The 14,620-nt window shown below is 68.9% G+C and carries 11 protein-coding genes and 2 pseudogenes; 3 read left to right on the top strand and 10 right to left on the bottom strand.

Annotated features, from left to right (window positions below; all coding sequences use genetic code 11):
- Positions 1–3 precede the first annotated feature (3 nt).
- The gene (locus tag OHS70_RS00415) at positions 4–1,542 is read left to right on the top strand and encodes an ISL3 family transposase (protein WP_443062539.1); all 1,539 of its coding nucleotides are present in this window, start codon (positions 4–6) and stop codon (positions 1,540–1,542) included.
- Positions 1,543–2,460: 918 nt separating this feature from the next.
- Here the strand turns inward: OHS70_RS00415 and OHS70_RS00410 are convergent.
- From OHS70_RS00410 to OHS70_RS00375, 8 genes and pseudogenes are all read right to left on the bottom strand, one after another.
- Complete coding sequence (locus OHS70_RS00410) at positions 2,461–2,844, bottom strand: fic family toxin-antitoxin system, toxin component (protein ID WP_328392408.1); 384 nt, start codon at positions 2,842–2,844, stop codon at positions 2,461–2,463.
- Between the two features lie 517 nt (positions 2,845–3,361).
- Positions 3,362–4,915, bottom strand: coding sequence for an FAD-binding oxidoreductase (locus OHS70_RS00405; protein WP_328392406.1), 1,554 nt, complete (start codon positions 4,913–4,915; stop codon positions 3,362–3,364).
- A gap of 688 nt (positions 4,916–5,603) precedes the next feature.
- Positions 5,604–6,197, bottom strand: a complete 594-nt coding sequence (locus OHS70_RS00400) for an IS3 family transposase (protein WP_328392404.1) — start codon at positions 6,195–6,197, stop codon at positions 5,604–5,606.
- Positions 6,194–6,499, bottom strand: coding sequence for a transposase (locus OHS70_RS00395; protein ID WP_328392402.1), 306 nt, complete (start codon positions 6,497–6,499; stop codon positions 6,194–6,196). The genes OHS70_RS00400 and OHS70_RS00395 overlap by 4 nt, the downstream gene beginning before the upstream one ends.
- 64 nt (positions 6,500–6,563) lie before the next feature.
- A complete protein-coding gene (locus tag OHS70_RS00390; RefSeq protein ID WP_328392400.1) occupies positions 6,564–6,875 on the bottom strand; it encodes a hypothetical protein in 312 nt (103 codons plus the stop codon).
- Positions 6,876–7,061: 186 nt separating this feature from the next.
- Positions 7,062–7,934 (bottom strand): haloalkane dehalogenase, encoded by an 873-nt coding sequence (locus tag OHS70_RS00385; protein WP_328392398.1) that lies wholly within the window; start codon positions 7,932–7,934, stop codon positions 7,062–7,064.
- 51 nt (positions 7,935–7,985) lie between these two features.
- Positions 7,986–8,390 (bottom strand): pyridoxamine 5'-phosphate oxidase family protein, encoded by a 405-nt coding sequence (locus tag OHS70_RS00380; RefSeq protein WP_328405335.1) that lies wholly within the window; start codon positions 8,388–8,390, stop codon positions 7,986–7,988.
- Positions 8,391–8,816: 426 nt separating this feature from the next.
- A pseudogene (locus OHS70_RS00375) lies at positions 8,817–8,876 on the bottom strand (hypothetical protein); the annotation flags it as partial.
- A gap of 283 nt (positions 8,877–9,159) precedes the next feature.
- Here OHS70_RS00375 and OHS70_RS00370 point away from each other — a divergent pair.
- Positions 9,160–9,804: a TetR/AcrR family transcriptional regulator gene (locus tag OHS70_RS00370; RefSeq protein ID WP_328392396.1), complete on the top strand. Its 645-nt coding sequence runs from the start codon at positions 9,160–9,162 to the stop codon at positions 9,802–9,804.
- Positions 9,805–9,842: 38 nt separating this feature from the next.
- On the opposite strand, the pseudogene OHS70_RS00365 reads toward OHS70_RS00370, so the two are convergent.
- Both OHS70_RS00365 and OHS70_RS00360 read right to left on the bottom strand, forming a co-directional pair.
- Positions 9,843–10,007 (bottom strand): annotated as a pseudogene (locus tag OHS70_RS00365) (ATP-binding protein); the annotation flags it as partial.
- Between the two features lie 220 nt (positions 10,008–10,227).
- Entirely contained in the window at positions 10,228–11,442 is a 1,215-nt protein-coding gene (locus tag OHS70_RS00360; RefSeq protein WP_328392394.1) for an IS110 family transposase, read from the bottom strand.
- A gap of 687 nt (positions 11,443–12,129) precedes the next feature.
- Between OHS70_RS00360 and OHS70_RS00355 the strand changes: the two genes are divergently transcribed.
- A complete protein-coding gene (locus OHS70_RS00355; protein ID WP_328392392.1) occupies positions 12,130–14,175 on the top strand; it encodes a LamG domain-containing protein in 2,046 nt (681 codons plus the stop codon).
- The last annotated feature ends 445 nt before the right edge of the window (positions 14,176–14,620 follow it).

The following is a 14,620-nucleotide window of genomic DNA, read 5'->3' as shown; positions in this document are numbered from 1 at the left end:
GGTGTGCGAGATGTCAACGAGCTTGTGAGCGTGGTGTTTTCGGGGTTGTCGGCGCTGGTCATCGAGGGTGTGGCGGACGAGGGCGGCCTGATCCGGGTGACGGCGCGGACCCGGGACGATCCGGTGCCGTGCCCCGAGTGCGGCACGCCGACAGGGCGGGTGCACGGGTTCCACGGGCGGAGAGTCGCGGACGTGCCGGTGGACGGACGGCGGGTCGTCGTCTCGGTGAGGCTGCGGCGGCTGGTGTGCCCGGTGCTCGGCTGCTCGCGGCAGACGTTCCGCGAGCAGGTTCCCGGCGTCGTGGAGCGCTACCAGCGCCGGACCAACCGCCTGGCCGACCAACTCAGCTCCGTGGTCAAGGAGTTAGCGGGCCGGGCGGGTGAACGCCTCTCACGCGTGCTGGCCTGCTGGATCTCTCGCTCGACCGCCCTGCGCATACTCATGCGCAGGGCGGCCCCGCCGCTGCGCGGCCCGCGCGTGCTCGGCGTCGACGATTTCGCCCTCAAGCGCCGGCACCGCTACGCCACCGTGATCATTGACGCCGAGACCGGCGAGCGGATCGACGTCCTGCCCGAACGCACCGCTGAGACCCTGGCGGCGTGGCTGCGCGAGCATCCCGGGGCCGAGTACGTCTGCCGGGACGGCTCCACTACCTACGGCGAAGCGATCCGCCAGGCCCTGCCCGAAGTGGTGCAGGTCAGCGACAGGTGGCATCTGTGGAGCAACCTGTGCGGCAAGGTCCTGGCCGAGGTCCGCTCCCACGCCGCGTGCTGGGCGACCGCCGTGAACCCCGCCCGACCCGGGGGCGTCCGCGAGCAGACCACCCGCGAACGCTGGCAGCAGGTCCACGACCTGCTCGAAAAGGGTGTCGGCCTGCTCGAATGCGCCCGCCGCCTCGACGTCGCACTGAACACCGTCAAGCGGTACGCCCGCATGAAGGAGCCCACCGCCGAGCGTCGCGCACCCTGGTACCGGCCCACGCTCGTCGACCCTTACCGCGACCACATCCGCGCCCGTCGCGCCGCCGACCCGGCCGTCCCCGTCAAGCAACTGTTCCGGGAGATCAAGGAGCTGGGATACACAGGCAGCCTCAACCTGCTCTACCGCTACATCACCCAGGGCCGGGCCGAGGGCGACAAGCCCGTCACCACCCCGCAGCGCTTCGCCCGTCTCCTCCTCACCCGTCCCGAGAACCTGCGCGACAAGGACGCCGCACTGCTGCGGGAACTCACCAAAGCCTGCCCCGAGATGACTGAACTCGCCCGCCTGACCGGCGAGTTCGCGCAGCTGCTGACCCCGGCCGAGGGCAACGACGCCAAGCTCACCGTCTGGATCACCGCAGTTCGCGCCACCGACCTGCCCCACCTGCACTCCTTCGCGAACGGTCTCGAACTCGACCGCGCCGCCGTCGACGCCGGACTCACCCTCCCGTACCACAACGGCCGCACCGAGGGCGTCAACACACGGACCAAGAAGATCATGAGGCAGATGCACGGCCGAACCGGGTTCCCCCTGCTCCGCCACCGCGTCCTCCTCCAGTGATCACCACACAGCGCTACCACCGATTACGGGACAGAGCCGATTACGGGACAGAGCCGCTCGTTTGACAGACCCGGTACCGGGAGATCACCACGGCGTTTCTGCGGGTGGTCCCGGCCGAGGGCAACCCGCGGGCGGTGACCGGATGACGACCGGGAAGCGGATCTGCGTCTGCTGCGACAAGCCCATCAAGGCCCTCGCTGTCATCGTCCCGCAGGCGTTCTCTCTCGGGGGCCCGGCCGGACAGCTACCGCCACGACGACGAAGACCCCAACTGCACCGTCCAGCAATCGCGAACAGGGCGCGCGTCGGGAGGGCTCGAGGTACAGGACCGCCCATTAGGGGCTGCCGATGCGGGACGGTTCTGCCACTGGCACGGGGGCCGGTCCGGGACCGCGGTCCCGGTGAGGCTTGTTGAGCGGAGCAGTGGTCCGCCCGTGTTCTTGTATGCGTGCACGCCCTGTCGCGGGCAGCGTGGCCTGGTACCGCTGCTGCGGGTGTCGTGACTTGCCCGGTGCCGGCGGTCCGCCCGGCCGGCCTTGCCCTGTGTTGGCGGCCGAAGCCGGACGCCCCCGCGCGTTGCTGCACCCTGCCGTCCGGACACGCCGGCGACCATCACCACGAGTACTCGGGCGCCGCCTGGCCCCAGCAGCCGCCCGAAGTCCGCGCCTGAGCGGGTGCGGTGAGGCGCGGTGCCCGACGGCGAGCAGGGACAGGGCGCCCGCTGCGCAGGGGCCCCGAGACGACTGTCTTGGGGCCTCTGTGTGTGTCAACGCTGGTCAGGCGCTGAGAGGCGGCTCCGCGACCTTGGGGCCCCGGCAGTCGGTTTTCCCTGCTCGCCGGCGGGGTGGCAGGGGGACTCGCTCGCTGGGCTGCCCGCGTGCTGTCGACGAGCGGGACGTCCCTGCTGCTGGGGCCGGGTCAGGTGGTGGTCCAGTTGCGGAGCTGTCGGGCGATGCGGGGGACGCCGAGTGTCCCGGCGGCGGCGACACGGACGAGTGCGACGGCTGCTTTGGGCAGGTACTCGAGCCGGTGGCCGCCCAGGGCGAGGTAGGCCTCGGTGGCGTGCGAGGCGAAGGCCTCGTTGGAGTGCTCGAGGCAGGGGAGTTTGGCCAGGGTCTGCAGCAGGGCGGTGGCCTTGAGGTGGAGGGTGGCGTAGACGCCGCGTTCCATGGCGCTCGCGTTGACCCGGGCGACGGCCGCGTACGGCGGTCCGAGGCCGTCGACCTGCGGGTCGCCGGGAAGGAGCTCGGCGGCGTGCAGCAGAAAGGTGACGTCGAGCGGATGCGGTTCCGGCCGGGTCACGCGGCCCGGCCCCGCTCGTGCTGCTCCACCTCGGCCAGTGCCTGCTGTTCGGCGGCCCGCTGCGCCGCGGACCCGAGCGGCGCGCCGTCCGTCATGCGTCACACGGAAGGACAGCAGCCGGCATGTCGGGCCGAATAGTGGTGGTCGGCGGCGTCGACACCCGCACCGTTACCAGGCCGAAGCTGGTGGCGCCGCGCAAGATCGCCCCGCGCGGGGCGTGACAGTGACCGTTTCCCGCCGGGGGGTCTCCTGAGTGGTCCGGACATGCCTGGAACATCTGCCCGACCTGAAGTCGGGGCCGGACGGATCGATCCCCTCAGGAGTGCCCACCGATCGTGCCTGATGTGGGCCCGGGAGGTCCGGACGACGGGGTGGGTCAGCAGGCTTCATCAGGCCCTACGCCACCCGTGTCGTGGGAGTTACCACCCGGCCGTCCCGACTCCGCAAAAAGGAGCCGGAGTCGGAGCTGCGGCCGCATCCCAGGCAGAGCCGACAAGTGCCTTCGGGCTGAGGCAGGTCACGGGCGTTCGTGTCGGCGTGTCGCGGGCGGGATGCTCTGCTCGTACTGGAAGACGTTGTGGGGGTCGTACTCCGCCTTGATCTTGCGCAGCCGGTCGAAGTTGGATTTCCAGTAGGCGGTTTCCCAATCCTGCTGTCCGATGTTCGGCACGTTGACGTAGGCGCCGTTCACGTAGGGTCGCAGTGCCTGGCTGAACTCGGCGATCCAGGCCTGGGACTTCGGGGTGAGCGGGGCGTCGCAGTTCGATTGTCCACGAGTCCCCCAGCCGGCGCCGGGCTCTGAATAGAAAAGCGCGTTGCGATGCGGGAACGCTGCGCCGCCGCGGGGCTCGCTCTTCCTGACCGCCCCGCCGAAGGCCTGAACGAAGAAGTTGCTGTCATCCGTGGGGGCGTCCTTGATGAATGAGTCGACCAGGCTGATCGCTTCCTTCGGGAACGGCTCGGTGCTGAACTGCGAGAAGAACTTCCAGTTCGCGGGTTCGAGCTCGGTCGGAATCTGGAATCCCGCGTATACGTCGCCCCAGTTGCCTACCTGCACCGAGACATCGGGGCTGTCGATCGACAGGAGCGGCTCGAGCTGCTCCTTCACTTCTTCCTCCGACCCTTCCGCGAGAACCCCGAACAGCAGGATCACGTTTCTGTGGATCTCGAGCTGGGTTCCGAGGCGGGTGTCGGCGAACGGCGCCGTACGCTGATATGTCTCGAAGATCTCAGGCAGGTCATCGAGGCCTGTCCATGTCGCTTGCAGATAAGCGACATGGTTCAGTGGCGTCGCCTTGTAGGTGAGTGAGGTGACGATGCCGAAGTTGCCGTTTCCCGCCCCGCGGAGCGCCCAGAGCAGGTCCGAGTCGTTCTTCCGGTCCACCTTGATCGCCTTGGCGCAGTCGACACCCGACGGGACGACGATCTCAGCCCCCACCAGGCTGTCGCAGGCCATGCCGAGGTAGCGGGTGAGGAAGCCGAAGCCGCCGCCGAGCGTCGCACCGGACAGGCCTACGCTGCCCTCCGTTCCGGTGGTGACCGCGAGGTCCTGTTTCGCGAGCGTGGTCACCGCTTCCAACTGGTTGAGCCCGGCGCCGACTGTCGCGATACGGGAGTCGGTGTCGATGTGGACCGACTTCAGCTCGCTGACGTCGATCACGATGCCGTTGTCCACGTTCGACCAGCCCTCAAGGTGGTGGCCGCCGCTCCGGACCCGCAGCGCGACGTCGTTCTGCCGCGCCCACGTGAGGGCGTTGACGACGTCCTGGGTCTCCTGGGCGTAGACGATGACCAGTGGATAGTGAACGAAGAGCTCGTCCCAGCCCAGGCTCGCGTTTGCGTAACCGGGATCGTTGGGGCGCACGATGCGGCCGGTCAGCTTCGCCGGCTTACATTTCGGGCCCTTGGGCCCGTTGGTCGCGGCGCTCGCACCCGGGGCAGCTGCGGCCGCAATGCCCGGGATGACGACCGCGCCGGCGCCGGCGGCGGCCGTCGCCTTGAGCAGGCCTCGACGAGAAAAGTCTTGCATGGTCCGTATCCTCTCGACCGGGCTACGCCCGTATTCGACCAAGGCGAATCCTGTCCGCCGGTCGGCGCGTCAAATTCTTGTGGGTGATCCCTGGGAACCGCAGAGTAACCGGGGCGACCGTGGCGGTACTGCCCGACACGCTAATTGAGGACGGTGACGAGATGCTGAGGGACGATATGTGTGGGCGGGTTTGAATTGGCCCAGCCGGGTGGATCCGGCGGGGCGTGATAGTCGTATTGCCGACGGGCGGTCATTCTGTCGTGACTTCGGCGACCGCGGTGCGTGCGCCGGCACAGGCCGTTGGTGTTCTCGTGGCTGCCGCGCTGCGGGGCGAGCGCGGGACGCAAACGTACACGTCGATCGCGGTTCTGTCCGCGAAGTCCACGCGCGGCCATTCCCGTGCCCGACCCCAGGGGATTCTTCTGCACAAAGGGCTCAGGAAGTTTTCCATCTCCTTGGCTTGAATCCACCGACGTGACGCCCGTGGACGATATTTCCCGAAGCAAGAGAGTGCCTTTCATCCTGTGATGATGGGAGTTTTTCAGGCTTCCGGAACGAAAATTTGCAGAGACTTCCGAGATGCAGCCCGCGCGAACCCGCCCGCAATTCGGGCCTCCAAGCCCTCGAACGCCTCCTGCCGGCGGGCAAGTTCTACGCTGTGACCCGAAGCCACCGCTGATCTTGGATTGTCGACACAACCGGGGGTGATCGACGGTGGCTGTCTCCGTCTTTACGCCATCCAGCAGTACAGGCGGTGGTCCCGCCCGCCGATGCGGCGAGCCGGCCCGGCCAATTCGCTCAAGCACCCAAGCCGCGGCCAACACCCGTACAGCGTGGCACCCTCATGCGGACCGACCCGGCCCCGGTTACCCGGACCGACCGTCACCACCGGCTCAAGGGCGAGCCGGCCCACGGCGCCCACCAGTTTCCGGCCCGGGGCGTCGGCCGTGAAGTCGCGGCCGATCAGGTCCGCGGCGGGCACCGCCCTGTTCGCCGGACGGGTCAGCGACCGGCGCTTGCGCCGGGTGACCCCGGCGATGTCGCGCTCACGCATGATCCGCTCCACCCGCTTGCGGTTGACCCGCCGGTCCAGCCTGCGCAACTCGGCATGGATACGCGGCACCCCGTAGGTGCACCGGGAGGCGATGTGCAACACGGTGATCTCGTGGGCCAGGGCGTCGTCGGCGGCCCGGCGGGCGGCGCGGGCCTGCCCGCCGGCCAGCCAGGCGTAGAAGGAGGACCGGGCCACCTTCAGCAGCCGACACAGCAGAGCAACATTGTGGGTGGTCTTCTCCGCCTCGATGAACGCGTAAACCGCGCTCATCGATCGCTCTCCTTCGCGAAGAAGACCGCCGCTTTTCGCAGCACCTCGATCGTCTCGGCCTGCTCACGGTTCTGCCGACGCAGCCGACGCAGCTCTTCCCGCTCCGCGCTCGTCAGCTCGCCCGACGCCCCCTGCCCGCGGTCGATCGTGTCCTGCCTGACCCAGTTCCGCAGCCCCTCGGCACTGACCCCGATCTCCCGGGCCACCTCGGTGACGGTCTTCCCGGAGGACCGGACCAGCGCGACCGCGTCGCGCTTGAACTCCTCCGTATACCGCCTGCTGCGGTTGCTCTTGCTTCCCACCCGGCACTACTTCCTCTGGAACCTCACGTCCCGGTCTCCAGGTGTCCAACATCAAGGGGAAGCTTCAGTACTCGTCCCCCGATCCGTTGCGCATTGAGGCCAGCTCAACGCCGGCAGCCCAACCGGCGTTGAAGGAGTAGTACCGGCCTTCCCAGTCCGGGCTCAGGATCGCATCGAGCATCGCAAGTGAGCGGCTCAGGTTCCGCAGGTCGGCGATGGTGGGAAGCTGGCGGGCTACGTCATAGACAGTCACGGGCTCATCCAACCGGATGCCTCTGACACTGAGACTCTGCTGCACCAGCGTCAAGGTCACCATCACCAACAGCGGCGACAAGACGATCGACATCAACCCGGTGTACTTCACCATCACCGACACGGATGGCAGCAAGCCCACCGCCGAACTCGCCGAGATCCAGGGCCGGGTGAGGATCTGCCCTGAAGCTCCAGCCTCAGCAGTCTCGACACGGCGGACCCCCCTCCCGCCAGCCGGTATTCCCACCTACACCCGACTTACGCAGGACCGCTTGGTTGCTCTCATTGGCATCGCCGTGATCGAGGGCACCTACTGGCGCGCTAGCCCGTGGCGGTCGGCCCAGGCGTTGATCGCCACGGCCAACTCCTCAGGGCGGTCCTCCGGTGAATGGTGGCCGGCAACGCCGTGGTGGGACACCTCCAGGCCCGCCATGTTCTCCTCGCACCAGGCCGCAGCCCCATGATCGGTCATCGCGCCAGGGCCAGGCTCAAACGCGACAAGTAGCTTGGGGACTTCGGGGCTGGCTGCCAGCCAGGCGTCATAGCGCTCGACGCGGGTCACGACGTCGGCAGGCTCGCCGTCCAGCGGCATCATGCGCGTCCACGCCAGTACCGGGCGGCGACTGTGCGGGGTCGGGAAGGGGCGGCGGTAGATCTCCAGGTCAGCGGGGTTGAGCGGGGTGGCGAGCGTGTCCGGAAGACCTTCGATGAACAATGACTTCTCCAGGATCATCGCCTCACCGACCCCAGGGGTGCGCAGGAGCGAGAACAACTCCCGCCCCGCCGCTGGGAACTCGTCGCCGACCAGCGGCTTGACGATCGTCTCGGTGAAGGCGATGCCGCGCGCGGTGCCCGGGAGGCGGGCGGCGCGGTCGAAGGCGAGCGCGCCGCCCCAGTCGTGGCCCACGAGGACGGCATCGGTGAGGCCGAGGGCGTCGAACCAGGCGTCGAGGTAGCGGGCGTGATCGTCGAAGGAGTAGGCCAGTTCCGGCTTGCCGGAGTCGCCCATGCCGATGAGGTCGGGGGCCAGCAGGCGGCGGCCGGGCGCGGCCACACCCGGCAGGACGTTCCGCCACAGATGGGACGAGGTGGGGTTGCCGTGGAGAAAAACGAACGGCAGCCCGTCGGGGTCGCCGGACTCGCGGTAGTAGAACGTGGAATCGAGGACCGGGAGGGTGGGCATGCTGGAGTCCCTTTGCGTTCAGTACGAGGATCACGGGGAATTACGGGGGAATCAGAGATTGAGGCTCAGGACGCGGTCGACGGCTATCTCGACGACGACCAGGTCCGGCGGAGCGGGCGGGGGCGCCCGGTAGCGGACCGTGTACCGGTGGACCGCCTCGGCCAGATGCGCGGGGTCGTCGGTGGCGACGGCCCGGCCTTCGAGGGTGACCCAGCGGAAGCCGTCGGCCTGACAGAGCGCGACACGGGCCGCCGCGCCGCCTGACGCCACGTTACGGGCCTTGCGGGCCCTCGCCCTGGTGGTCACCCGAGCCAAGCCGGTGACCGCGTCGAAGGTGAAGCGGACGGGGGTGACGTGCGGAGTGCCATCGGGTCGGAGAGTGGTCAAGATGCCTGTGTGAGGGTGGGCGAGGAACGCCCTTGTGGTGGCAGGGAGTTCGAGAGGTTCCCGGCTCACTCCCTCTTCACGCCCTCGTGCCAGACCAGCTTGGCGATGTTCGGCTTCACGGGCCGTGGTGATGACGCCCATGGACGTACGGACGTGGCGCCGCTCGTCCAGTTCACGCAGCATGCTCGCGGCGAGGTCGGCACGAGCGGTGAAGACGCCATCAGCACTGGTCTCGGCGGTGTGGTAATTCGTGACGGCGGCGTGCTCGAAGTGGCCCAAGGGGGCCGCACGAGGGTCCAGTCGAGGTCCGTCTCCCGGATCACGGCCTCCATGCGGCGCATGTCCTCGTGAAGGGTGCGGCCGAGACGCCGGTTCACCAGCGGGTCGAGTACGTGGTTGAAGAAGTGCGCACCCAGTAGGGCGCCAGCTGGGAGCGGCGATGCTGGAACTGACAGCGAGCAGCCGCTTGACGCCATGGCAGGCCATGGCCGTGGTGATGGCCGTTGCGCTCGCCGAGTACGTAGTGATGGTTTCCTTGCTGAAGCGCGCGCCCAGTGCGGACAGAACGGCGTCCGTGCCGCCGATCGCGGTGTCGACGGCCGCCGGTCGGTGCCGTCAGCGACTGCCACAGCGAGGCCGGGCCGCGCGGCCAGGGAGCCGGGGCGGCGGGTCACGGCGACGATCTCATGGCCGGCGGAGAGAGCCTGGTTGGTGAGGTGGCTGCCGGTCGGTCCGTTGGCGCCGAAGACTGCGATACGCATGGTGCCGGGGCGTCCCTTCGTTGTGGTTGCTGGAACGCCCTTGACTGTGCTGATCACGAAGCACAGGCTCAACGCTGATGAATAACGCCGCCCCTGCTCCTGCCCGCACCCGAGGACGCCCCCGCGGCAACCCGCTGACCCGCCAGTCGATCGTCGCGGCGGCCCGTGCTCTGTTCCTGGAACACGGCTACCGACGTACCACCCTGCGTGCCGTGGCCGGAGCCGCCGGAGTCGACCCGGCGCTGATCACGTACTACTTCGGCTCGAAGAAAGGCCTGTTCGCGGATGTGATGCAGTTCCAGTGCGCCAACGCATTGACAGTGGACGCCGTCCTCGGTGGCGACCTGGCCACCCTCCCCGACCGCCTGATCGACGCGGTGACCGGCCTGTGGGAGGACACCGACTTCCTCCAGCTCACCACCCAGGGCGACGAGGCCGCCGACGTGATCCGCGAATACCTGGAACGCGAACTGCTGGCCCGGCTTGTTGAATTTCTCGGCGGCCGGGACGCGACCGCCCGCGCCACGGCCGTGGTAACAATTCTCGGCGGCCTCATCTACACCCGCTACCTCAACCCCCTCCCCACCCCATCCGCCCTCACCCCGTCCCAGGCCCGCCGCGTCCTCACCCCGGCGCTGCACGCGGCACTGGCCTCGAGTCCGCGCACCGCGGCAACCATCAGAACAGGCCGTCTGGGCTCGCCCCCGCGTGGGGCTGCGTAACCACCGGCTCCACCAGCTTCCTGATCTTCGTTGCCTGCTTCGAGGTCCCCGGTTCCCCGGCGGGCAGGGAGCGCCTTGGCCTCGCCCGGGAGCGCGATCTTCACGCGGGGAGCCTGCGGGCGCTCGCCTGCGGCCAGGGCGATGACGTCGACCTCGTGCTTCGTCCGGGCAGCCTGATCAGCGACCTCGGTGGTGCCGATCGGGAAGCGGATTTGCGTCCGTTGCGACAATCCCCGTCAAGGCCGTCGCTGTCGTCCTCCCGCAGGCGTGCTCCCTCTCGGGGGCCCGGCCGGACAGCTACCGCCACGACGACGAAGACCCCAACTGCACCGTCCAACACTCGCGAACAGGGCGCCCGTCGGGGGGGTGCCTCTATGTCCTTCGTCAAGGCCACACCGTCGCTTTTGAGGGCATTGATCGCGTTCATGCTGCGAGGGTGACGGCGGGGGTTCGGGGTTCGTAGAAGGTGCCGTCGCGGAGCATGGCGAACAGGACGCTGATGCGTTGGCGGGCGAGGCGGAGGAGGGCTTGGGTGTGGGTCTTGCCGCGGGCGCGTTGCTTGTCGTAGTAGGCGCGGGAGGCGGGATCGGCGTTCATGCAGGCGAAGGCGGAGAGGAACATCGCCCGTTTGAGCTGCCGGTTTCCTCCTCGCGGCGCGTGTTCGCCGTGGATCGAGGTTCCCGACGACTTCGTGGTGGGGGCGAGGCCAGCGTAGGAGGCGAGGTGGGCGGCGGTGGGGAAGCTGGTGCCGTCGCCGACGGTGACCAGCAGGACAGCGGCGGTCCTGACGCCGATACCGGGTATCGAGGTCAGGACCGGGGAAAGAGGGTGAGCCTCCAGCAGGGCGTTGATCTGGACTTCCAGGGCCCGGCGTTGTTCGTGGACGGCCGCGAGCGAGCGGGCCAGGGACGGGATCACGACGTCGAGGGTGCCGGTCCCGGGCACGACGACGGTCTGCTCGTCCAGGGCGTCGAAGACGTCGTCGATCAGCCGCTGGGCCATGCGGGGGGCCTTGGGGCGGATGACTTCGACGAGTCTGCGGCGTCCGGCTTTCCGCAGCGCGGCCGGGGAGCCGTAGCGTTCCAGCAGCCAGGTGACGGCCTGGTGGTCGAGGCGGGGGCCGAGGACGCGTTCCAGCGACGGGTGGAACTGGGTGAGCAGGCCGCGTATCCGGTTGCTGGTGCGGGTGGCTTCGGCCGCGAGGTCCTGGTCGAAGCCGGTCAGCACGGTCAGCTCGGCGGTGATCTCGTCGGTGAGTTCCAGCGAGCGCAGGGTGTGCGGCATGGTGCGGGCGGCGTCCGCGATCACCGCGGCGTCCTTCGCGTCGGTCTTGGCCTCGCCCGGATACAGGTCGGCGATCCGGCGCATGGCGAGTCCGGGCAGGTAGGCGACCTTGCAGCCTGCATCGCGGGCGACGGTGAGCGGGAGGGCGCCGATGGAGGCGGGCTGGTCCACGATCACCAAGACGGTGCCGAACTTCGCGGCCAGCTTGTCGAACACGGCCCGCAGCTTCGGCTCGCTGTTGGGCAGCTGCTTGTCGAAGACCTTCTTCCCGGCCGGGGTCAGCCCGTGCCCGTGATGAGCACTTTTGCCGACGTCCAGGCCGAGGAACACGCCCACGTCTTCGGTGTCGAACATCGCGCCCTTCCAGGAGAGTCGAACGTGCCGGCCTCGGCGGTGGTGTCGTACGCGCGCATCCACGTTATGCAGACCTGCCGCCCGCGAGCTGTCCGGCGTTGCGCCGGACCGGGTGGTGGCCGGACCTCTCATCAGCGTCTCCGACGGCACCTCCCGGGCCCGGTGACACCACCCCCCAGGTCATCCGTTCGACAGGGGGACACAGTCATGCCGGGCCCGGAGGCCAGCGGCCCTCTTGCAGGACCGCGGAAAACATAACGGGGGCTCGAGGTAAGCCCCTCGGGGGCCGGCGATGAGGGACGGTTCTGCCACTGGCACGGGGGCCCTTCTGCAACGGCGGTCCGTGTGAGGTTTGTTGAGCGGAGCGCTGGTCCGCCGGTGTTCTTGTACGCGTGCACGTCCTGCCGCGGGCAGGGTGGCCTGGTACCGCTGGGGCGGGCGGTGTCGTCACCGGCGCGGTGCCGGGGGTCCGACCGGCCGGTCTTGCCCTGTGTTGGCGGCCGGGGCCGGACGCCCCGGCCCGTTGCTGCACCCTGCTGCCCGGACACGTCGGCGACGTCCAGGCGGTGGAGTTCGGGGCACGGAGCGGCCGGTGGCGGCGACGACCGCGGCCATTGCGGCGGTACGCAGGGAGGTTGCGGCGTTGGCGCCCACGGTGCGCTTCACCGCGAGGGTGCGCAGCAGCTTGTGGGCCTCCTCGGGCTCGGGCTGGTCGCCGTGTCCGGCGGGCGGGAGCGCCAGGCGCAGGGGAAGACCGGCTCTTGGGCGCAGCCCGTTGTATCGGCGCGGCCCTGGAGCAGCGCCTTCACCGATCTCGAGCGTCCCACCACCGGCTACGTCGGAGACAATGTCAGGGTCACAGCGTCCACACCGACTCTGAGCGACAATGCGCTGTACCGCTACCGAGCCTGGACCCGCTCCTTCTACGGCTCCGACTGGCTGGCCGGGCCGTCGAACGCATCAACGACCGGCTGGTGCTACTTCAAGGTCGATTCCAAGGCGCCGAAGCCTCCGACCATAACGTTCAACGGCCCCTACACCCCCTGCACGACCAACGACTGTGCTCCGCACGGCAAGCCCGGTGTGGCCGGAGAGTTCACTTTCGGCCCGGGCGTACGCACTGATGTGAACACCGCCTACAGGTACAAGCTGTCCACCGACAGCGCATGGTCGGACTGGAAGCCGGGCGCGACGGTGAAGATCTCCGTCGTGCCGCCGACCTCGGGAACGCTGAAACTGCACGCCGAGGCCAAGGACACCTACGGCCCCGGCGGGGAGAGCGTGGTTGAGTTCAACGTCAAGGAGGGCGACGGCCCGGTCGGTCACTGGAACTTCGCCGAGACAACCGGCGATGCCGTGGACTCCTCGACCACCGACGACGCACTGCGTGACAACGCCGTCCTCACCGGCGGCGCCACCCGCACCGACGCCGGGCGCCGGGGCGAGACCGCATCGGGGACCGACCGCGGTCTGCAGCTGAACGGTGCCTCGGCCTACGCGGCGACGTCCGGCCAGGTGATCGACACCCGGGCCTCCTACACGGTGGCTGCCTGGGTCCGCCTGGATGAGGCCACGCGCAACCACACGGTGATCGCGCAGAGCGGCACGAACCGCAGCCCGTTCATGCTGGGTTACGAGCACTCCCTGAAGAAGTGGACGTTCCGCGCCGTCGACACAGACGCGCCCGCTGGCGGCACGTGGTCCTACCAGCGCGCCACGTCCAAGAACGATGCTGTGACCGATGTGTGGACCCATCTGACCGGCGTCTTCGACTCGAGCGCCAAGACACTCAGCCTGTACGTCAACGGTGTCCTGCAGGGCACCACCGCGTACACCACGCCATGGGCAGCGACCGGGCCGCTGCAGATCGGTCGCGTGCAGTGGTCGGGCACGTACACCGACTACTTCCCCGGTGTCATCGACGAGGTCACCGTCTGGCAGGAGGGACGGATCGGCGAGCAGATCGCCGAGCACGCCGCCTTGCGTGACACGGAAGGCAAGGCGTATGCGGAACTCGTTGCTGCCTTCCAGCCCGGCGGCGCGCAGGGCGCCTCGCTCAGCGACACCGTCTCCGGCTACGGAAGGACGCTCGCGCTTTCCTCCGGCGCATCGCTGAACGGGGAGGAACTCGTGCTGGATGGAACGAGCGGTGCAGGTACCACGGCGGGCCCTGTGGTTGACGACTCCGGTTCCTTCACCGTCACCACCGAGGCGCTGGTCGACTCGGCGAAGCTGGCCTCCAAGCCGGTCGGTCACAAGGCCCAGATTCTGGGGCAGCGGACCGCATCCGGCTCCTCGTGGAGTCTGTGGTTCGAGAAGACTGGCGCCGTCGATGAGCCGGTCTTCGACGAGAACGGCGATCCGGTGCTGGACGAGAACGGCAACATGCAGACCAAGTCGGTTGCCGTCGGAAGGTGGCACTTCGGCCGGCTGACCGCAGACGGCAGCGGTGCGTCCGTGGAAAGCGAAGAAAACGCCCTGCCCGACTCGGAGACGCGTCTCACCGGCGTCTACGACGCCCAGAAGCAGAGCATCAGCCTGTACCTGTCCGCCACGCAGCAGCACGACGATCTCGCCTACACCGCAGCCGTCGGCAGCAGCGACTTCGCCGTCGGCAAGGGCTGGCTGGACGGCGCCTGGGGCAGCTACCTGCCCGGCCGGATCAGCGACATCCGCCTGTGGTCGGGCGCGCTGAGCGACAGCGACCAGGTCGCTTCCGTCGTCGGAACCTGACCTTCCCGCATCACCACGCGCGGTCGTGGGTCGCTCCCCTGGAGAGCGATCCCGGCCGCCCGTCCCCGTACCAGCATGCCGCCAGTCCTGGACGGCCGTAGCCGAGAGAAGACGTGTCCGTGCCCCTCCCCTTCCGTGTTCTGTGGAAGCGTCCGTCGGCCGATGGCGGGCGACCGTCGCCACGCGCAGTCGTACGAGGCCGCATCCCCCTCATCGGTGCGCTCGTAGTTGCCCTGTCCGTGCCCGCAGGCGGGCTGACACCGGTAGCGACCGCGGCCGAGGCGCTCGGCCGTCCTGATGTGCCCAAGCCCCTGGTCTGCAAGGTCAGGGCCATCACCGAACCGGGTGCCAAGGCAGCCCGCGAGCGTGTCGCAATGGGCAAGGCGAAAAACGCCCAGCAGGCAAAGAAGGCACGCGAGGAGCGCTCCGTCGCCTGGCCCAAGCC

The sequence above is a fragment of the Streptomyces sp. NBC_00390 genome (assembly GCF_036057275.1).
GTDB lineage: Bacteria > Actinomycetota > Actinomycetes > Streptomycetales > Streptomycetaceae > Streptomyces.
Note: the sequence above shows the minus strand (reverse complement) of the source record. Positions and strands in the feature narration are given on the sequence as shown.